11 protein-coding genes are annotated in these 20,687 nt (G+C 40.9%); 4 read left to right on the forward strand and 7 right to left on the reverse strand.

Annotation, left to right across the window (positions count from 1 at the left end; all coding sequences use genetic code 11):
• Position 1: 1 nt before the first annotated feature.
• From ACOVQQ_RS05060 to ACOVQQ_RS05090, 7 genes are all read right to left on the reverse strand, one after another.
• A complete protein-coding gene (locus tag ACOVQQ_RS05060; RefSeq protein ID WP_421817225.1) occupies positions 2–1,660 on the reverse strand; it encodes an alpha-amylase family glycosyl hydrolase in 1,659 nt (552 codons plus the stop codon).
• Positions 1,657–4,014: a TIM-barrel domain-containing protein gene (locus tag ACOVQQ_RS05065; RefSeq protein WP_421817226.1), complete on the reverse strand. Its 2,358-nt coding sequence runs from the start codon at positions 4,012–4,014 to the stop codon at positions 1,657–1,659. Before ACOVQQ_RS05065 ends, ACOVQQ_RS05060 begins: the two co-directional genes overlap by 4 nt.
• A gap of 2 nt (positions 4,015–4,016) precedes the next feature.
• On the reverse strand, positions 4,017–5,846 hold the full coding sequence (locus tag ACOVQQ_RS05070) for a glycoside hydrolase family 13 protein (protein WP_421817227.1): 1,830 nt from the start codon (positions 5,844–5,846) through the stop codon (positions 4,017–4,019).
• A 171-nt stretch (positions 5,847–6,017) separates the two neighbouring features.
• Entirely contained in the window at positions 6,018–8,318 is a 2,301-nt protein-coding gene (locus ACOVQQ_RS05075; RefSeq protein WP_421817228.1) for a glycoside hydrolase family 65 protein, read from the reverse strand.
• 42 nt (positions 8,319–8,360) lie between these two features.
• On the reverse strand, positions 8,361–9,026 hold the full coding sequence (gene pgmB, locus ACOVQQ_RS05080; protein ID WP_421817229.1) for a beta-phosphoglucomutase: 666 nt from the start codon (positions 9,024–9,026) through the stop codon (positions 8,361–8,363).
• Entirely contained in the window at positions 9,019–10,572 is a 1,554-nt protein-coding gene (locus ACOVQQ_RS05085; RefSeq protein ID WP_421817230.1) for an MFS transporter, read from the reverse strand. The genes pgmB and ACOVQQ_RS05085 overlap by 8 nt, the downstream gene beginning before the upstream one ends.
• 152 nt (positions 10,573–10,724) lie before the next feature.
• The gene (locus ACOVQQ_RS05090; protein WP_421817231.1) at positions 10,725–11,753 is read right to left on the reverse strand and encodes a LacI family DNA-binding transcriptional regulator; all 1,029 of its coding nucleotides are present in this window, start codon (positions 11,751–11,753) and stop codon (positions 10,725–10,727) included.
• 226 nt (positions 11,754–11,979) lie between these two features.
• Here ACOVQQ_RS05090 and ACOVQQ_RS05095 point away from each other — a divergent pair, with 226 nt between their 5' ends.
• From ACOVQQ_RS05095 to ACOVQQ_RS05110, 4 genes are all read left to right on the forward strand, one after another.
• Positions 11,980–15,033 carry a SusC/RagA family TonB-linked outer membrane protein gene (locus ACOVQQ_RS05095; protein ID WP_421817232.1) on the forward strand — a complete coding sequence of 1,018 codons (3,054 nt, stop codon included), beginning with the start codon at positions 11,980–11,982 and terminating at the stop codon, positions 15,031–15,033.
• A 14-nt stretch (positions 15,034–15,047) separates the two neighbouring features.
• Positions 15,048–16,637, forward strand: a complete 1,590-nt coding sequence (locus ACOVQQ_RS05100) for a RagB/SusD family nutrient uptake outer membrane protein (RefSeq protein ID WP_421817233.1) — start codon at positions 15,048–15,050, stop codon at positions 16,635–16,637.
• A gap of 24 nt (positions 16,638–16,661) precedes the next feature.
• Positions 16,662–17,720: a SusE domain-containing protein gene (locus tag ACOVQQ_RS05105; protein WP_421817234.1), complete on the forward strand. Its 1,059-nt coding sequence runs from the start codon at positions 16,662–16,664 to the stop codon at positions 17,718–17,720.
• 76 nt (positions 17,721–17,796) lie between these two features.
• Positions 17,797–20,685 (forward strand): alpha-amylase family glycosyl hydrolase, encoded by a 2,889-nt coding sequence (locus tag ACOVQQ_RS05110; protein WP_421817235.1) that lies wholly within the window; start codon positions 17,797–17,799, stop codon positions 20,683–20,685.
• The last annotated feature ends 2 nt before the right edge of the window (positions 20,686–20,687 follow it).

The raw sequence follows: 20,687 nt of genomic DNA on the forward strand, positions 1-20,687 counted from the left end.
TTTATAGTGCCTCGAGTAATACAATTTTGAAATTGGAATCAATAACTGCAACACCATTTTTGATAACAGTTGTTTGTCCAGAATACGTGTCGCGCACTTTTGTTCCTTCCGCGAAAGCGCTATCAATCGGAATTTCTTTACTTCCTTCATTCAAATCTAAGCCAACAACAACCACATCTTTGATATTGTTTTTTTGATACGTTCGTTTAAAGAAACAGCCGTTTTTACTGCTAATTTTCTGATGTACTCCCGCGCCAACCGCCGTGTGGTTTTTACGGAAGTTTGCCAGTTTTTTCCAATGTGCGTAAATATCTTGCGTGGCTTTATTTTCTTTCAAATCGTTCCAGTTCATAAACGAACGTAAGGTCGCATCGCCTTGAGTACCCGGAATATCGAGTGGGCGCGCCGTTTCATCTCCGTAATAAATTTGTGCAATTCCTGGACAGAGCAGCAATTTTGTGGCTGATTCGTATGGTTTTTTACGTTGCTTATCAAACGGACCTCCATCGTCGTGCGATGAAACGTAGTTCAATACACTTTTGCCTTTTAGCTGGTTTTGTAAGTAATTGTTGTACTGCGAAAACAGTTCTTCGTAGGGTTTATTGGCATCTCCTTTGAAAGAAAAATTGATGAGATTATCGAATCCGTTAGAGAAATAATCGACTGTTTTGTCGGAAAATTTGAACTGGCGTCCGTCGTGAATGCTGTAATTGTACACTTCGCCAATCATGTAAAACGGATTGTCATCTAAAACTTCTCTCGGATTTTGTTTTTTCCACTGCTCGAAGGCAGCAGAACAGCTGTTTTTTAGCGCCATCCATACATCTTCTTCGGTATGTTTAGCTGTATCTGCACGGTAACCATCGATTCCATATTTCAATACATAATCAGCCAACCATTTTATGATGTAGTATTTCGGTGCGCGTGGATAGCCCGTTTCTTTGAAAAATTTATCCAAAGATGCGATTTCGGATTCGTACCGACCTTCTTTTTTCCATTTCTCAACCAGGGCAGGAGGGAGGGAAACATTGGCTTCAGATTCGGTTTTTACATCCGGAAGATTCTTTACCAACGTACAGCTAATCGTGTTTTCGTATGTCTGATAGACGCATTGTGGACTCGTACGAACCCATTCGTCGGGCCATACCGGATCTTTCGGAGTTACCGGGCCGGTATGATTTACAACTCCGTCGAGAATGATTCGAATGCCTTTGCTGTGGGCAAGTTTAACGAGTTCGGCTAAATCGGCTTCGTTACCAAAATTAGGATCTAATCGCGTCCAATCTTTAGCCCAATATCCGTGAAAACCGTAGCTAAATCCTGTTCCTTCGTCGGTTCCTTCGTGAATTTGCTCTACCAAAGGTGTCATCCAAATGGCGTTGATACCCAAATCTTCGAAATAACCTTCTTTCATTTTCTTGATCACACCTTTTAAATTGCCACCTTCAAATCCGCGTAACTTGCCCGTTTCTTTAGTCCGATCTAAGTAAATGGTTTTACTTGCGTTTCCGTCGTAAAAACGATCGGTTAGTAAGAAATACACATTGGCCGCTTCCCAAACAAATGGTTTTTTACTGCTTGATTTTTGTGCAGTTTCGGTTGATTTACATGAGCTTGCAAAAATCAGTAGCGCTAATAATCCGATTTTAATCCCTTTCATTTTTTAAGATTGATTTTTATTTCCTGTCCTGAAGTTAATTCAAAAGAAAAGCTGGAAGCTTCATTTGCCGATTGCGAGTTTCTTTTTACTAATTTTCCGTTCACTTCAATTGCAGTAAGTGTTTGCGGTGCTTGAATGATTTTCAAAGTGATTTTTCGTTTAACCGCTTTAAAAGCAGTTCCCTTTTCCGATTTTATATCCACTGTGTCACTTCCAGCTTCTTTCGTAATGCGCAGCAATTCGTAATTTCCTTTTTCGAAAGCGTTTGTCGTAGTACCGTCGTCAAAGTAAACCGTCGCGACAGTCGGGTAATTTTCGTTGTAATAATAACCTAATGTAAGCTCTTTCATCGAAGCAGAACCCACATTTAAGTCGTTGCAAGTAGGAATAACTGCCCCTGAACGCACGAAAACCGGTATGTGGTCTTCCGCTGTTTTTACAGAAACGTATTTTCCACCTTCGTAGATTTTTGTTGCATCATAATAATCTACCCAACGCGCTGTTTTCGGAAAGTAAACGGTTTTTTCGGCCAACTTAGCATCGGTAATAGGAACAACTAAGAAATCATTTCCCCACAAGTAACCATCTGCATTTACAAAAAGAGATTTATTGGTTGGTTCTTCAAAAAATAATGGGCGCATCAGTGGCGTTCCGATTTGGTTGTTTTCAAACGCTAAACTGTAATTGTACGGCAGTAAGGCGTAGCGCTCCAAAATAGCTTTACGAGCTAGTTTTTTGGCGTTTTCACTTCTAAATACGGGCTCCGAAGCAACTTCTTCCTGTGCATGAGGTCGGAAAATAGGTTGAAAAACGCCGTATTGCAACCAACGTACGTACAGCTCGTCGTCGAGATTCGCTCCTGCAAAACCTCCTAAATCCGAATGCATATAGCCTAAACCTTGCAATCCCATTTGGAGTGCGATTTCAGGTTGTGCTTTTAAACCGCCCCAGGTTCGGTTGACATCGCCCGACCACGGAATCATTCCGAAACGTTGCGAACCCGAATAACCCGAACGCATTAGAATAAACGGACGTGTATTTGGATACTTTTCAGCATATTTCGTAGCTAAAAGTTCTGCCCATTTGTGTCCATAAATGTTATGAACTTTATTAGCCGGTCCCGATTCGTGACGCACCCATTTTGGATGTACTTCGGGTTCACCTAAATCGCCCCACCAACCAGCAACGCCTTTCTTTATGAATTTATCGTACACATTCCAAAACCATTCTTTCGCCTTAGGTTTGTCGAGGTCAATTAAACCAGTCGTTCCAAAGTAAAAGTCGTAAACCGCAGGTTGTGAAAGCGAATCTTTCGCTAAAATTCCTTGTGCAACGGCTTCATTCCACTTCGACGACGATTTAAGAATGAATGGTTCAGTAATTAAAATGGTTTTAATGCCCTGTTTTGAGAACTTCGAAATCATTTTTTCAAACTTCGGAAAGCTGTCGCGCCATACGTCTAAATTTCCCATAGTTTCTTTGATCGTTGTTCCAAACCAGTATAAATCAAAGATGATTGCGTCTACAGGAATTCTATCTTTCTTGAACGCAGCAATTGTTTTTTCAGCTTCCTTTTGCGAATGATAACCAAATCGGCTACTGAAATTGCCCAACACATAACGTGGCGGTAGCGGTTGACGTCCGGTTAAAGTCGTATACGTTTTAACCAAATCTTTCCAAGTTCTGCCAGCAAAAATCTGGTAGCGTACCGGCCCACCTTCCGCCGAGTAGGTAACTACATTTTGTTTTCCGCTGTCTAAATCCAAATCGCCTACCCACGTATTGTCGAAATGAACGCCGTATACTTCCGACGATAAATACATCGGAATACAATAGTTCATCAACTCCGAACGCGTTTCGTATCCGTAATGTGCCTTGTTATACAGTCGCAGTTTGTTGCCGCGTCGGTTCATTCCTAAAACCCGCGAACCGCCTCCCAGTAAGCTCTCATCAGCATTTACGCTGAGTTTCACCGAAGTTTCTTTGTTTGTTCGCGAAGCTGCCAACTCGGTGGCTAGTAATTGTCCGGATTTGTAATACGCTATGCTAAACGGTTTGTAAGTTACAACGACACGTATTAAGCCCGACGAAAGGTCAACTTTATCGCGAAGTTCCTGAGCTTTTACACTTTGAAAAACAGATTTATCTACTACCGCAAGCGAATTTTCACTCACACTGCCTGTGGCAATAAATTCTGTTTCCACAGCTTCGTTGCTAAAAAATCGGATTTTGTAAACACCGTCAGAAACTCGAATCGTGTGAATGCCATTGTCGTTAGAATACGATTGATATTCGCGTTGCGCATAACCAACAGTTACCGCAAGTAAAAGGAAAATACGAATTGTAAAACGCATAATTATTTTTGTAGCTCTATGATTAACACGTCTTGTGCCGGAACTGAGAGCGATTTATTGATTTCTAATTTCGAACCCGTCACGATTTCCTGTCCAGCGCTGTAACCCGCTAAACTTTCGTTGTAGGTTGCCAGATCAAGGACTTGTGCTTCTTTGTTGTTATTCACTACCACCATAACCGACTTCTCATTCAACGTACGGAAATACACATAAACGTTGTTAATCGGCAGATAGTGTTTCATCTTTCCAAAGTGCAAAACCGGATTGTTCTTGCGGTAATTGAACACTTTTTTCGTGAATTCATGAAACTTGTTTTGCTCGGCAGTTCTACCAGCTAACGTAAAGGCATTATTGGTATCTCCGTTCCAACCTCCTGGAAAATCTCTGCGAATATCGCCGTCTCCCTTGTCTTTGTTGCCTTGCATGCCAATTTCACTGCCGTAATAAATCTGCGGAATCCCACGAACCGTTGCAATAATAGCTAACGCCATCTTGTATTTCGCGAAATTTCCGTTGTAAATGTGGTTGAAACGTTGGGTATCGTGATTTTCAAAAAATACCAACAAATTATCGGTATTCGGATAGAGAAAGTCGTTTGTAAAATTGTTGTAAACCTTGATTAAACCATTGGTCCAATTCGATTCTTCTTCTTTCAAAGCCGAACCCAATTCGCCTTGAAGCGTAAAATCCATAACCGATGGCAAATACGAGTTGTACGATTGTATCGCGCCAATTTTACTATCCTTCTGCCAATACGCCATTTGCGCTTGGTCGTACATCCAAACTTCGCCAACAATATTGAAATTCGGGTACTCATCCATAATCGCTTTGGTCCATTTTGCAATAGCGTGCTTGTCGGCGTAACTGTACGTATCCACTCTAAATCCATCCAAATTGGCGTATTCGATCCACCATAATGCGTTTTGCGTCAGGTAGTTTAAAACCAATTCATTGGTCTGATCTAAATCGGGCATAGACCGCACAAACCAGCCGTCCATGCAGTATCTGCTGTCAATTTCCGAAGCATTTACGTCGAATTGCGTGGTCATACGATAATTGGTTTGGCCGTAACCCGGAAACTGATGCACCCATTTGTACGTAGGTAAATCTTTTAAAATCCAATGTTCAGTTCCCCAGTGGTTGGTCACGTAATCTTTAACCACTTTTATGCCTTTCTGATGTGCAGCTTCCACAAAATCAACATATTCCTCATTGCTGCCGTAACGCGGGTCAATGTGGTAAACATCCGATTGTGCGTAGCCGTGATACGAGGTTTTCGGGTCGTTGTCTTCGCATAAAGGCGTACTCCAAACTGCGGTAACGCCTAAGTCTTCCAGATAATCCAAATGTTTCTTCATACCGGCAATATCGCCACCGTGACGTCCGTCTTGCGAACTGCGGTTAAATTTATCGGCCGTGTCTGGCGTACTGTCGTTATTCGGATTTCCGTTGGCAAAGCGGTCCGGCATCAGTAAATACATAACATCGCTCGAGTCAAATCCTTTACGATTAGCACTGTCTTTTCTGCGGGCGCGAAGTTCGTACGTACGTTTTTCAACTTTTTTCCCTTGCGTGAGCGAAAGTTCAATAAATCCAGCCGGAACATTTTTCAAATCCAAATTCACAAATAAATAATTCGGATTTTCCGTGCGAATTACGCCAACAACAGTTGCTTTATCGCAAGTCACCACAGCATTTCCAATATTTTTTCCGTACAGCATCAGTTGCAATTCGGTTTTTTTCATGCCGCTGTACCAAAACGGCGGTTCTACTTTTTGAATCTGTGCAAATCCAATCTGAGCAAGTAGGAGTAAAGCAATAAGTTTTTTCATTTTTTTTATTTTTTGGGCGGCTCGGCAGCCAACGTTCGTACTTCAAAAAAAAGAGTTTTCGGCTGCCGCCAGGCTTTCCGCGGTGCACGGCACCTTGCTGCAATCCTTGCCGCGGCAATCGTTATCCAAACAGCAGTAACCAAAAACTGCCCGAAAAAACGGGCAGTTTTATTAAACAGCAATTAAACTGTTGGGTATCACTTCTACAGCTTTTCCGTTTACAATCACGTGCAGCGGTTTGTCGCCATCCACCATAAACTGCGTTTCGCCGTGTTTTACAGTAACTTTTAAAATCTGATGTCTGAAGTTAATCTTAAACGAGTATCCTTCCCATTCTTTCGGAATGCGTGGTGTAAAGTGCAACTGATTGTCTTTTACACGCATGCCGCCAAAACCTTCTACAATACTCATCCATGTTCCTGCCATCGAGGTAATGTGGCAGCCTTCTTCAACTTCCTTGTTGTAATCGTCTAAATCTAAGCGCGATGTACGCAAGTAAAAAGTATAAGCCATTTCCATTTTTCCAAGAACTGCCGCCTGTATCGAGTGAACGCAAGGCGAAAGCGAACTTTCATGAACGGTAAAAGGTTCATAGAAATCAAAATGCTTCTCTAATTCTTCTGTGGAAAAATGATCTTCAAAGAAATAAAATCCTTGAAGTACGTCGGCTTGCTTAATATAGGGCGAACGCAAAATGCGATCCCAAGACCATTTTTGGTTAATCGGACGCTGCGAACGATCGAGCTTGTCGACTTTCACCAACTCTTTATCCAAGAAACCGTCTTGTTGCAAGTAAACTCCGTACGTTTCCGAATACGGGAAATACATGTTGGTACCTACTTCGCGCCATTCGCTAATTTCTTGTGAACCCAATTTTACTTTTGCAACAATTCGACTGTAATCTGCGGGATATTCTTTGGCTACGCGTTCGGTTTGTTCGGCAGCGTATTCCATACACCATTTCGCGATGTAATTGGTGTACCAGTTGTTGTTTACGTTGTTTTCGTACTCGTTTGGTCCGGTCACACCTAAGATCACATACTTATTTTTATCTGTCGAGAAGTTGGCGCGTTGTTTCCAAAAACGAGCAATACCAATTAAAACTTCAAGACCTTTTTCCGGAATGTAGCTGTAATCGCCGGTGTAGCGGTAGTAATTGTAAATAGCAAAAGCAATAGCGCCGTTTCGGTGAATTTCTTCAAAAGTAATTTCCCACTCGTTGTGGCATTCTTCGCCATTCATGGTTACCATCGGATACAAGGCTGCTCCGTTTGTAAAGCCTAATTTGCCCGCATTTTCGATCGCGCGATCAAGTTGGTTGTAGCGGTACGTAAGTAAATTACGCGCCACTTCCTGATCTTTTGTAGCCATGTAAAACGGAATACAGTATGCTTCGGTATCCCAGTAGGTTGATCCGCCGTATTTTTCTCCGGTAAATCCTTTCGGTCCGATGTTTAAACGTGAATCCTTTCCTAGATACGTTTGGTTGAGTTGGAAAATGTTGAAACGGATACCTTGTTGCGCTTTTACATCGCCTTCTATAGTGATATCGCTCATTTCCCAAATTTTCGACCAAGCTTCGGCTTGCATTTGCAGTAATTTGTCGTAGCCTAAAGCACGTGCTTGTTCTACAGCTTTTTGCGCAGCAGCTACCGTGTTTTCATGGTTCATCGAAACCGTATAGCCACCAAATTTGGTGATACTTAGGGTTGTGTTTTTAGCAACAGTAGTTTCAAAAACAACACCTAATTTATCGGCCGATTCTTGTGAAATTTCTTTCGCAGCGATAGCTGTTCCGTTGTTGCTCACGTTTGTTGCGCCAAATGTGGTCGCTTCAAAGTGTGTCTTAAAAGTGCGTGCGGTAACGTAAACGGCGTCGGTTGCTGTGGTGCTGCTTAAGGTTTCCCAAAAACGTTCTTCCCAGTTGGCATCTTCGTTATGTACAGCAGCATCTACGTACGAGTTTATTTTCAGCGAAAGCGCGCCAGATAAAGCGGTAATGTTGTATTGTATAACGCCAACTTCGTCGAGTTCGAGCGATAAAAAGCGCGTTACTTCGACGGCAATTTGCGACTGGTTGGCGAGTGTTGCTGTGAAGCTTCTGCGGTACCAACCGGCTTTCATGTTAAGTTCGCGTTTAAAATCAGCGACTGCGGTGCATTTCGCCAAATCGAACGATTCTCCGTTTACGGAAAAATCGATTCCGATCCAGTTCGGTGCATTAAGTACTTTTGCGAAGTACTCGGGATAACCGTTTTTCCACCAACCCACTTTGGTTTTGTCGGGATAGTAAATCCCTGCGATATAGCTGCCTTGAAACGTTTCTCCGCTGTAACTTTCTTCAAAATTGGCACGTTGCCCCATGGCTCCGTTTCCAATACTGAACAAACTTTCAGACGATTTTACGCGTTCCTGATCAAATCCTTCTTCGATAATCGACCATCCATCGGGTTTGATATAATCCTGATTCATTTAAATAAATTTTGTTTTGCAGTTCTCCTGCATCATTCTACATTAAGCTTTTACTTTTTTTAATAAACCGTCAATAAATGCGGTGTCCATGTGCGTGAAATCTGGGAAATTGAAAGCGGCTTCGTGAAGTACTTTCGCATCGCCAATTCCAACGCTTATCATTCCAGCTATGTTCGCTGCCTGAATTCCAGCTTCCGAATCTTCAAAAACGATACAATCTTCAGGAGCCAGATTAAGTTTACGAGCTGCAACTAAAAAAACTTCCGGATCGGGTTTTGCCTGTGATACGTCGTTTCCATCTACAATGGCGTCGAACAAATCAATGATACCGGTTTTTTCTAAAATCGGCCGTGCGTTTTTGCTCGCCGAACCTAAAGCAATAGGTTGTTTTAGTGTTTCTAAATGCGACAAAATAGGCATCACGCCTGGTAAGATCTCAGAGCTATCAATATCGGTTAGATAGGATAAATAGTCGTCGTTCTTTTGTGTGAGCCAAAGTTGTTTTTCTTGTTCGGTTGCTGTAATTTTTCCGAGTTCCAGAATTATTTCCAGCGATCGAACGCGGCTAACGCCTTTTAGTTTTTCGTTGTGGTGTGGTGTAAATTCGATTCCGAGCTTTTCAGCAATTTTTTGCCACGCCAAGTAGTGATACTTCGCAGTGTCAACAATTACACCGTCTAAATCGAATATGAAACCTTTTTTACTCATTAATGTCAATTTTTTTATTGGTAGAAACACCAAGCGTTAAAATTCCCGCAAAAATCATCGAACATCCGCCAACAATCAATGCATAAACAGGTTGTTCGTTGAACCATTCTTTAACCATAAATCCGAGAACCGTTCCTGCAACGATTTGCGGAATAACTATAAAGAAGTTAAAAACTCCCATGTAGTAGCCCATTTTTGCAGCTGGTAAGGAACCCGATAACATGGCATAAGGAATAGAAAGAATACTTGCCCAAGCAATTCCAACGCCAGTCATAGCCAACAGTAATCCTACTTTGTCGGAAAGGAAATAGATTGAAATCAATCCGATACCTCCCGCGATGAGCGCCAGCATATGTGTAAACTTGTTACTGGTTCGACGAGCTAAAGCTGGAAGCAAAAATGCCACTGCAGCAGCTACTAAGTTGTAGATGGTAAACATCACCGCAACCCAATCGGCAGCATCGTTGTACTCTTTCGTGGTGGAGTCTGTTGTGCCAAAAACGTGGCCAGTTACCGCCTGTGTGGTGTAAATCCACATGGCAAAAAGCGCAAACCACGAAAAAAACTGCACATAGGCAAGTTGTTTCATGGTTTTTGGCATGTTTAATAAATCTGTAATGATAACGGTAAAGCCATTTCGCACCTCATTTTTTCTTAGTTGCGATACAATTAGGAAAAGTACACCAACAACTAACAGACCAATGGATAGTAGATACAATTCTTTATGTGCTCCAGTTTCCCCATTTGCATCGGCTTTAAGATTAAGTTGATGTACAAAATAGGTGAGTATTCCGCCTATGAGTGCGAGTACTCCACCGTAAGTCGCTTGCAGTTTTGTAGTTACGTTCTTTTGTGTGCTCACCTTTTCGTGGTGGTCTTTGGTAGATGTTGCTCTTTTGGCATCCTCAAACGCTTGTAGTTCCTCGGGAGAATATTCTTTCGATTTAAGGACCGTCCATAATACCGCTAGAAAAAAGACAATTGCTCCGACATAAAAAGACCATTTTACAGAGTCCGGAATTACGCCTTCTGCAGCCGTGTTTGAAAGTTCGAAAATGTTGGTAAATATCCATGGCAATGCCGAGCCTACAACCGCTCCAAGTCCGATAAAGAAACTTTGCATGGCAAAGCCTAGAGTTCTTTGGCTTTCGGGCAGGTTATCACCAACAAAGGCGCGAAAAGGTTCCATGGAAATGTTTATGGAAGAGTCCATAATCCACAACGTTCCAATTGCAATCCAAAGACTAGGCGAATTAGGCATGGCGAATAATGCCAGTGAAGCTAAAATTGCACCGACCAAGAAATACGGACGTCTTCTCCCTAATCGAGTCCATGTTCGATCAGAAAAATAGCCAACAATTGGTTGTACAATAAGACCTGTAAGTGGGGCTGCTAACCAGTAGAATCCAATCTTATCTGGGTCGGCACCAAGAGTGTCAAAGATTCTTGATGTATTTGCATTCTGCAGTGCAAAACCGAACTGAATTCCGAGAAATCCAAAACTCATGTTCCAGATTTGCCAAAAACTTAATTTACGCTTTTCCATTATCGTAATTAAAATGAGATACGATAAGCGCGTTGCTTATCAAAACTTTATTTGTTTTCGAAGTAAATTACAAGCTTTGATAATTGCTGCCAAATATATCGAAAAAATAGAATTTCAATAAGTTTTAAAAAATTAAAATTTGGAAACGACTGTTAATTTGTTGAATCTCGGATAATTAAGCTGGTTTCAATTACTTCTGTGGTGTATTGCTCGGCAGTACTGTATTCGGTTTCCTCTTCTTCCAAACGGTCGATGAGCATTTTGGCAGCGGTTTGCCCCATTTTGATGCCGTTTTGACTAACAGTAGTGATTGTTGGAGTTGCGTATTGCGAAATAATTCCGTCGGTAAACGCAATGACAGCCAGTTGTTCCGGTACGGTAATTTGCATTTCGTTGGCTGTTTTAATAATGGTAACGGCATACAATTCGTTTACAGCCAAAACACCATCAATCGCGCCTTGTTCAAGTAGTTTTTGAACCTCTTGTTTGCATTGAATTTCGTCGTCGGCTCGAATGATGAGCTTTTCATTGACAGCAATATCATGGTCGGTAAGTGCTTTCATGTAGCCGTCGGTACGGAGTTTCCCAACGGAAACGTAATCGGCTGTGGTAACTAAAGCAATTTGTTTTCGTCCTTTTTCGATTAGATACGATACGGCTTCGTAGGCAGCTTGTTTGTCGTCGATGATTACTTTATCGCAAAAAATTTCATTTGTAATTCGATCAAACATAACAACGGGCATGCCCTGGCTAATCACTTCGTTTATGTGGTGGAAATCTTTTTTGAATTGCGTTTCTTTTGAAAGCGACATGATAAAGCCGTCGATACTACCGTTAGCAAGCATTTCCATATTGATTACTTCTTTGTCGAACGATTCGTTGGAAAGGCATACTACTACGCTGTAACCGTATTCGTTGGCAACACTTTCTACACCGCTAATAACTGTACTAAAAAAGTGGTGAACAATTTCTGGAATGATAACGCCAATGGTTTTTGTTTTTCTGTTTTTGAGGCTCAGAGCAATATTGTTTGGTTTGTAGTTATACAATTTAGCAAATGCTTGCACCTTGAGTCGGGTTTCTTCAGATATTTCAGGTGAATCGCGAAGTGATTTTGAGACGGTTGAAATGGAAACATCTAACTCTTTTGCAATTTGCTTTAGTGTGACTTTGCGCTTCATTTTGACAATTTAAGAAATATTGATTTGTGAATAAAGGTAATTCGAATTTTCTATTCTGTGAATTACTTCCTTAAAAATATGCGTGATTATAAAAGTTTTCAACACGAAAACGTTTTCGGCGTATCTTTAACGAGGCTAAATTTTTTTTCGCGACAGATTTACATAAATTTAACACTCGAAGCAAAATTACAAGCAAAAAAACTCAATTTTAACCTAAACAAAATGTATGAAAACAATTTACAAAAAGTTGTTACTTTCCGTACTACTTCTGCCGTTTAGTGTTCTAGCACAGAGCACTTTAACGGGAACGGTAACTGATAAAGCATCAGGGCAGCCGTTACCGGGGGTCAGCGTAGTCGTTCAAGGTACCACAAACGGTACTTCCACAGATTTCGACGGGAAATTTAGTCTGTCTGGTTTAAAAAATGGACAGGTAGTCGTCTTCTCTTTTATTGGTTACAAGGAAGTATCGGAAACTTTTACCGGGCAAAAATCTGTAACCATTTCCTTAACTGAGGAAACAAATGAACTTACCGAGGTTGTAGTTCAGATTGGATACGGTAGTGTTCGTAAAAAGGATGCTACGGGTTCGGTAACGCAATTAAGTTCTAAAGAATTCAACAAAGGAGCAAACGTAACAGCAGAAAACCTACTTGCGGGTAGAGTTGCCGGTGTAACTGTAAACTTGGGCGGTGGTGCTCCTGGTTCGGGTGCTCAGATCAGAATTCGTGGAGGTTCTTCGCTGTCGGCTTCGAATGATCCATTAATCGTTATTGACGGATTGCCGATTACAAATAATAGAAATGAAGGATCAACCTCAATTCTAGCATCGTTAAATCCGAATGACATCGAGAGCTTTAATATCTTAAAGGATGCGTCGGCTACGGCAATCTACGGTTCCCGAGCAGCTAATGGTGTTATTATCATCAATACTAAGAGAGGTTCTAAAAAGCTATCCGTTGATTACAACTTCCAATACGGAAGCGGAAATCAGATAAATCAGATTGAAGTAATGAATGCAAGTCAATTTACTTCGTTTCTTCAGTCTGTGAGCCCGGCGTTTAATCCAGCAAATCCTTCGGCTTACATTACCAACAGACTTGGTGTTCCAGATCCAAACGCGGCGCCAGGTACTTTTGACGATCCAACTACACCACAAATTGAAGGCCGTATTATTTCCGATACCAATTGGCAGGATGAGATTTACAGAAGAACAGACTTTGTAGATAACAACTTGTCGATTCGTGGAAGTCTTTTCAATGTGGTTCCAGCAAAACTTACTTTGAATAATACCTTTCAGGAAGGTTTGCGATTAACTAATACCTTTCAGAGAACAAGTACATCTCTAGCACTTAATCCACGCCTATTTAAAGATCATTTAAAAATCAATTTTTCTGCAAATTATGTTGTAGAGAAAAATCGTTTTGCTGACGGAGTGGAAGGTACAGCAATTCGTTTCGATCCGACTAAACCAGTTCGTTACGAACCTAGTGCATTTAGTGGTTTTTTTGAATACCAAATAGCTGGTCCTTCAGGAGCATTGCCAGCACCGCAATCGCCACGAAATCCTGTAGCACAGTTGTTACAAACCGATGATCAAGGACGCCAAGATCGTGTTTTCGGAAATTTAGAGTTTGATTACAAGTTTCATTTCCTTCCTGAACTACGCGCTGTTGTTAATTTAGGATACGATCAAGCATATAGTGTTAGAACTTTATTCAGAAGCGCAAATGGTGTGGCCACTGCAGATCTCGACCCAACCGACGCAACTAGATTTATTGGTCGTTCAACCTATTTATCACAGAGAAGAACGAATAAATTGCTCGATGGATATTTGGCTTACAACAAAACCTTTGGTAAAGTAAACGTTGATGCAACAGCTGGTTATTCGTATCAAGTTTTTACTTACGACGGTTACAATTCTGGAAACAAGTTTGATGTAACTCCGAATAGAGTGCCAGTTAACTTTGCTGATCCAGATGTAGTTCTAATTGGATACTTTGGACGTGCTAATTTTACTTTTAACGATAAGTATATCCTTACTGCTTCATTCCGTCGTGATGGTACTTCGCGTTTTTCGGAAGATAATCGTTGGGGCTTCTTTCCGGCAGCAGCTTTTGCTTGGAAGATGAAAGAGGATTTCTTTAAAAATTCGAATGCGATTTCAGATTTAAAGTTAAGAGTAGGTTACGGTCAGTCTGGGCAGCAGGACATTAATGTAGGAGATTTTTATCTTCCGCGTTACAACCTCGGATTTACCAACTCACAATACAATTTTGGAGGAACAAATTTTCAAGTTGGCGTTCCACAGTCATACAATCCAAATTTAAAGTGGGAGACTACTACTACCTACAACGCAGGTGTTGATTACGGTTTGTTTGGAAATAGAATCAATGGAGCTGTTGATGTATTTTATAAGTTAACAGAAGACTTGTTTTTTAACGAAACCCCTTATGCTGATGGATCAAATTTTGGAAACCAAGGTCCAGCTAACATCGGTAGCTTTTCAACTAAAGGTATTGAATTTACCATAAATGCAGACATTGTTAGAGGAGAATCGTTTAACTGGAATATCAATTTTAATGCAACCCGTTTTGAGCGTAGAATTGAGGAATTAGTGGCAGATTCTGATATACCGACGGGATCTTTACCTGGCGGTATTGGTGGAAGAAGTGGTGTACATCGTGAAGGATTTACTCCTTTTTCGTTCTTGATGTACAAACAGTTGTATGATACGACAGGTCGCCCAATCGAAGGAGCATTTGCAGATTTAAATGCAGATGGTATCATTAACGCAAGCGATCGCTATATCTACAAAAACCCAGATCCTGACGCAACCTTTGGTTTTTCTTCGAATCTAAACTATAAGAATTTTGATTTCTCATTTTTCATGCGTGCAAGTATTGGAAATAGAGTGTTTAACCAAGTGAAAGCGGGCCGCGCTTATTCAACTTACGCGCTGAGTGCAGATGCGCAGCTGTCTAACATTCCTACTAGTTACTTCGATAATGAGTTTTCAATTGGAGCAGCAGAAACAATTTTGTCTGATTTATATATTGAAAATGGCTCATTCCTAAGAATGGATAACATTACTTTAGGATATACATTTCCAAAATTTCTTGATGGCAAAGCTTCTTTACGTCTATTTACAGGATGTCAGAACGCTTTCATCATCACGAAATACAGCGGTTTGGATCCTGAAATCAACAATGAAGGTATTGATAATACGATATATCCAAGACAGCGTCAGTTCTTGTTTGGTGCTAACGTGAAATTTTAAAAAGTAAAATGAAAATGAAAAGACAAATTTTAAAGTCGGTTTTTTTCGCGCTTACAGGGGCACTTCTGTTTTCCTGCGAAAGCGATCTGGAAATTACGCCGAATAATCCTGCCGTATTTTTATCCGATGAGTTTTTTGCTCGCCCTGATGCTTATGTGGCTGGTATAGCTGGTGTATATGGAAATCTAGCACTTACAGGTACTTCTGGCCCAGATAACTCGAATATAGGAGGTATTGACGCTGGTACAAGCCACTATGGAAGATGCTTATTATATTTACAATCATTAGCCACAGATGAAATGCTGTGGAGCTATGAGAATGATGCAGGTGTTCGTGAAATTCAGAGAAATATCTGGACAGCGGAAAACCCTATTGTTCGTGGAATGTTTAGCCGTGCTCAATTTCAAGTAGCTCTTTGCAACGAGTACTTAAGACAAAGTACTCCTGAGCTAGTTAGCGCCAGAAATCCTCAAAACGCATCGGAAATACCGGCATACAGAGATGAAGTACGCGTTTTACGAGCACTTGCTTACTATCATTTGATGGATTTATATGGAAAAGCCGCATTTAATACTGAACAGCAGCCTGTAGCGGTAGCTGGTGTTGAGTACAACAGACAGCAATTGTTCGAGTATATTGAATCTGAATTGCTTGATGTGCTACCTTCGTTAAAAGCGCCGCGAACAAATCAGTATGGTAGAGTGGATGCAGCAGTTGCAAGAATGATTTTAGCTAAGATGTATTTGAACTCAGAGGTTTATATCGGTCAGCCTAAATACAATGAGTGTGTTACGCAACTTGATGCAATTATTGCTGGAGGTTATACCTTAGCTACGAATTATTTGGCAAACTTTGCAGCAGACAATCATACGTCTCCTGAAATGATTTTTTCACTTCAGTCTGATGGTGTGGCAACACAAAATTATGGTCCAACAACTGTTATGATTAATGGTTCTGTCGGATCTTTAGAAGCAAATGGTGAATCTCTAGGAGTTGGTCCTGGTGGTTGGGGCGGTGCGATCCGTTTGAGAAAACAGTTTGTCGAGAAATTCGATAATCCTCAATTTGATAATGATGCTCGAAACACAATTATCTCTGGAAACCGACCAATAGATATCACGGATGTAATAAACAGAGATCAAGGATTTATTCTTGCAAAGTATTCAAATAAAACATCTGCAGGAGCAAACGGAAGTAACCAAACTTTCGTAGATACAGACTTTCCACTTTTCCGTCTTGCAGACGTGTATTTAATGTATGCAGAGTGTTTCTTAAGAGGTGCATCTAATGCCAATGCTAGCAATGCATTGAACTACGTAAATCTATTAAGAGAGCGTGCGAACGGAAACAATTCTCAGAATATTACCGCAAGTCAGTTAACACTTGACTTCATTCTAGACGAGCGAGTTCGGGAGTTACATTGGGAAGCACACAGACGTCAGGATTTAGTTCGCTTCGGCCGCTATGCAGGCGGTGCTTACAACTGGGCTTGGAAAGGAAATGCGCAAAATGGTATCGCAATTGGTGCATTTAGAAATTTATATCCTATACCGGCTTTAGCAATCGCAGCTAATCCAAATTTAACTCAGAATTCAGGTTATTAATCATAAAGTTTAAAAAGTTATAAAATGAAAAGAATATTAAAGTCAGTTTTTTTACTTTCTCTTTTAGCAGGCTTTACTGCTTGTGAGGACGAACAAGACCTTCGCTTTTTGGAGGCAAAAGGAGATTTCGCAATCTTAACACCAACAACAGGTGATGCTGTAGTTTTAGGTCCAGAAACGCCACTAAACCCAGGATTAACTTTAAGTTGGGCAGCCATGGACTATGGAACACCTACTTCTATCAATTATGCAATCCAAATTGATAAGGCAGGAGATAATTTTGATACGCCTGTAACATTAACGTCTACAACTAACACCTTTGCAACTATTCTTTCCGATGTACTTAACGGCGCGGTGGTTTCTGCAGGTTTAACGCCATTCACTCAGGGTGCAATCGAAGTTCGAATTAGAGCTTCTGTAGGAGAACCAGCTACTCAAGAGCGTTTCTCTGACGTAGTTACCTATTTAGTTACACCATATTCAACGGCATTACCAAAATTAGCTGTTCCTGGAGCTTATCAAGACTGGTCGCCGGGAACTGCGCCACGTTTGGCGGCTTCTGCTTTTGGGGAAACTGATTATGAGGGTTTTATCATGCTTACTGCGGGTGAATTTAAATTTGTAGCTCCAGATCCTGCAGGAAACTTCAACTGGGGTAATACTGATTACGGAGATGATGGGACTTTTTCTGGTATCCTAACAGATACCGATGAAGTTAATTGCGCAGTTTCTACAACTGGGTATTACAGAGTTAGAGCTAACACAACGTCTTTAACCTATTCACTAGAGCCTGCAGCATGGGGGATTGTTGGCGCAGCTACGCCAGGTGGATGGGATGCTAGTACTCCTTTGACTTATAATCCTACTACGAAGGCTTTTGAAGGAGATATCCAAATGACTGCTGGTGAGTTTAAGTTTAGAGCAAACAATGCTTGGACGATTAATTTGGGAGGAGATCCTGATGATGACGGATCAATGAACTATGATGGACCAAATTTGTCAGTAGATGCTTCTGGAAACTATCACGTGGTACTTGATCTTAGTAACCCAAGACAGTACACTTACACACTGACCCTAAACTAATTCGGTCTTAAAATTTATTTAAAGAGGGCTGCCTTTTCGATAGCCCTTTTTATCTTCCGCAATAAAATTCTCCAAAATGAAAAAAATTATACTGTTTCTATGTTTTTTGATCAGTGTTACTGCAGTGGGGCAACAACAAACTGTAACCCACAGTATAACACCCGCACTATTTGAGGAAACTACTTCAATTACTATTACCATTAACGGTAATAGCGTCAATGAATCTACTTGGGGCGTAACTAACAATGCATTGTATATCTGGGCTTGGAGCTTTGATATCAACGATGCAAACATCCAAGATTGTCCAACAAACGGTCAATGGATAAACTCTAACGAAGCAAACAAGTTCACTTACAACGCAGGTAATGATACCTATACCTTCACAATGACACCAACGACCTTCTACAATCGTGTAGGTATTGGTAGAATTGGCTTTTTGGTGAAAGCTAAAAACGGCACGGGAGATAAAAAGTCGCAAGATATCTTAACAGAAGTAGGTGCGTTTCAAGTAAATTTAATAGCACCACTTGAAAACAGCACAACTCTTCTAGCAGCTAATGGTTCGTTGAATATTACTGCAAACAACACTAATGGTGATGCAGCCTATGTTTTGAGAGCTAATGGCAATGTGTTGTCTACAAATCCCGCTACCTCGACGTTTTCTTTTAATCATACAAATATTAATGGAAATCAAGTTTACGAATTAGAAGTAACACAAGGGGCTTTTACCATTACAAAAAGATTTTCGGCATTAGTAAATCCAGGAACAATTTCGCAAGCGATGCCTGCTAATATGCTTGATGGCGTTAACTTAATGGCCGATCAAACTAAGGCTACTTTAGTTCTCGATGCGCCTGGAAAAGATTTCGTTTATGTTGCAGGTAGCTTTAACAACTGGCAGCCTACTGCAGCTCACGCGATGCGTAAAGATTCTGCACCAGGTTCCACAAAATTTTGGTTGACACTAGAAAACTTAACCCCAGGCGAAAACATCTTATATCAATATTGGGTAGTAGATACGACTCCAATTAACAATTCGCCTTCACTCGTTCGAACAGCAGATCCATACTCAACTTTAGTGATCTCTAACTTCGACGATCCTTGGATTCCTAGTTCTAAGTATCCTGATATTCCGGCATATCCAGCAGGTCAAAATAGAGAAATAACGGTTTTCAAAACCAACCCAACTCCGTACAACTGGCAGGTAACTAATTTCGTTAAACCTAAGAAAGAAGACTTAGTTATTTACCAACTTTTAGTACGCGACTTCGATTCAAATCGCAGCTACCAAGACTTAATCGATAAAATGGATTACTTCGTTAACCTGAAAATTAACGCTATTCACGTGAATCCCGTTATGGAATTCGAAGGCAACGAAAGCTGGGGCTACAATACCTCTTTCCACATGGCTTTAGATAAATTCTATGGAACGGCGGATAAATTCAAAGAGTTTGTAGATTTATGTCACCAAAACGGCATTGCTGTAATTCTTGATATCGCACTTAACCATGCTTTTGGTCGCAATCCTATGGTTCGTATGTGGATGAACGACCCAGACGGTGATGGTTGGGGCGATCCAAGTTCTGAGAACCCATATTTCAATACACAAGCAATGCATAGCTATAACGTAGGTTCTGACTTTAATCACCAACAATCACGTACCAGAAATTATGTAAAGCGTGTAGTTAAGCATTGGATTGAAGAATTTAAAGTAGATGGTTTCCGTTGGGATTTGACCAAAGGATTTACCCAAAACTGTCCTCCTGGAAATAACCAAGAATCTTGTACAAATGCCTATCAACAAGATCGCGTTGATGTACTTAAGGAATACGCCGACTTTACCTGGTCGCTTGATCCAACTCACTTAGCGATTTTTGAGCACTTAGGTAGCGATGGCGAAGAGCAGCAGTGGGCAAATTACCGTATTAACGAAAACCCAAGCAAGGGTGTGATGATGTGGGGGGAATTGACATTCGCCTATTCACAATTAGCTGGTGGTTATTCTACAGATGCAGATATCACTCGCGTTGGTCATAATTCAAGAGGTTTTTCTGCAAAGCGCCTTATAGGTTATCCAGAATCACACGATAAAGAACGCGTAATGTACAGCGCACGAGCTTACGGAAACGGTGGTGGTGCTTTCCCTCCATTAAACAACTTAACTAATACCCTTAGCAGAGCCGCTTCTATTGGAGCTACGTCTTTATTGGTACCAGGTCCAAAAATGATTTGGCACTTTGCTGAATTGGGTTGTGATGTTTCAATTTTCACTTGTAATAATGGAACTGTTAATACCGATTTTGACGTAACTTCTGGCGATTGTAAACTAGACACAAAACCACAGTATCAGTGGACAAACAACTGGTTAGGTAGCTCGAATAGAGGTCCGATTTATCAGGCGTTCAAGAGATTAATAGAATTGAAAATTAACGAGCCTGTTTTTGAAGGCGATTATGCTATTAGTCCCGACGGAAACAATATCCGCCAGCGTATCTACATTTTCAATAACGCTTTGCCAACAACACAATTGAGAAACGTAGTTGTTTTAGCGAACTTTTCTGTAGCACAGCAGAACATTAACCCAAGTTTCCCATTTACTGGAACTTGGTACAATTTAATGGACAATACACAATTGGTTGTAACCAATACTACCGCCCCAATTTCGATTCCGGCGGGTGGTTTCAGAGTTTATGGAAACCAACAAGCTTTATTAAATGTGGATTCATTTGAAGACATCCAAGCACTTGTGGCTAGTCCGAATCCAACAACGAATAGTTTTGCTTTAAATAAAGCCGTAGCCGATGTTCAGATCTATAACATCAGAGGCCAGCAAGTAAAATCGTTTTCAAATAGTTACGACGCTGAATTCAGTTTCGATATTTCAGATTTAACTCCTGGAGTATATATCGTAAAGGCAACCGACGCCTTTAGCCGAACTTCAAGTGTCAAACTTGTGAAAAACTAAGT

The organism is Flavobacterium sp. (genome assembly GCF_049240005.1).
Classification (GTDB): Bacteria; Bacteroidota; Bacteroidia; order Flavobacteriales; family Flavobacteriaceae; genus Flavobacterium.

What these genes read in the sequence shown, in the direction of transcription:
- ACOVQQ_RS05060 (WP_421817225.1), bottom strand. Translation starts at nt 1,660, where the DNA reads ATGAAAGGGATTAAAATCGGATTATTAGCGCTACTGATTTTTGCAAGC.
- ACOVQQ_RS05065 (WP_421817226.1), bottom strand. Translation starts at nt 4,014, where the DNA reads ATGCGTTTTACAATTCGTATTTTCCTTTTACTTGCGGTAACTGTTGGT.
- ACOVQQ_RS05070 (WP_421817227.1), bottom strand. Translation starts at nt 5,846, where the DNA reads ATGAAAAAACTTATTGCTTTACTCCTACTTGCTCAGATTGGATTTGCA.
- ACOVQQ_RS05075 (WP_421817228.1), bottom strand. Translation starts at nt 8,318, where the DNA reads ATGAATCAGGATTATATCAAACCCGATGGATGGTCGATTATCGAAGAA.
- pgmB (WP_421817229.1), bottom strand. Translation starts at nt 9,026, where the DNA reads ATGAGTAAAAAAGGTTTCATATTCGATTTAGACGGTGTAATTGTTGAC.
- ACOVQQ_RS05085 (WP_421817230.1), bottom strand. Translation starts at nt 10,572, where the DNA reads ATGGAAAAGCGTAAATTAAGTTTTTGGCAAATCTGGAACATGAGTTTT.
- ACOVQQ_RS05090 (WP_421817231.1), bottom strand. Translation starts at nt 11,753, where the DNA reads ATGAAGCGCAAAGTCACACTAAAGCAAATTGCAAAAGAGTTAGATGTT.
- ACOVQQ_RS05095 (WP_421817232.1), top strand. Translation starts at nt 11,980, where the DNA reads ATGAAAACAATTTACAAAAAGTTGTTACTTTCCGTACTACTTCTGCCG.
- ACOVQQ_RS05100 (WP_421817233.1), top strand. Translation starts at nt 15,048, where the DNA reads ATGAAAAGACAAATTTTAAAGTCGGTTTTTTTCGCGCTTACAGGGGCA.
- ACOVQQ_RS05105 (WP_421817234.1), top strand. Translation starts at nt 16,662, where the DNA reads ATGAAAAGAATATTAAAGTCAGTTTTTTTACTTTCTCTTTTAGCAGGC.
- ACOVQQ_RS05110 (WP_421817235.1), top strand. Translation starts at nt 17,797, where the DNA reads ATGAAAAAAATTATACTGTTTCTATGTTTTTTGATCAGTGTTACTGCA.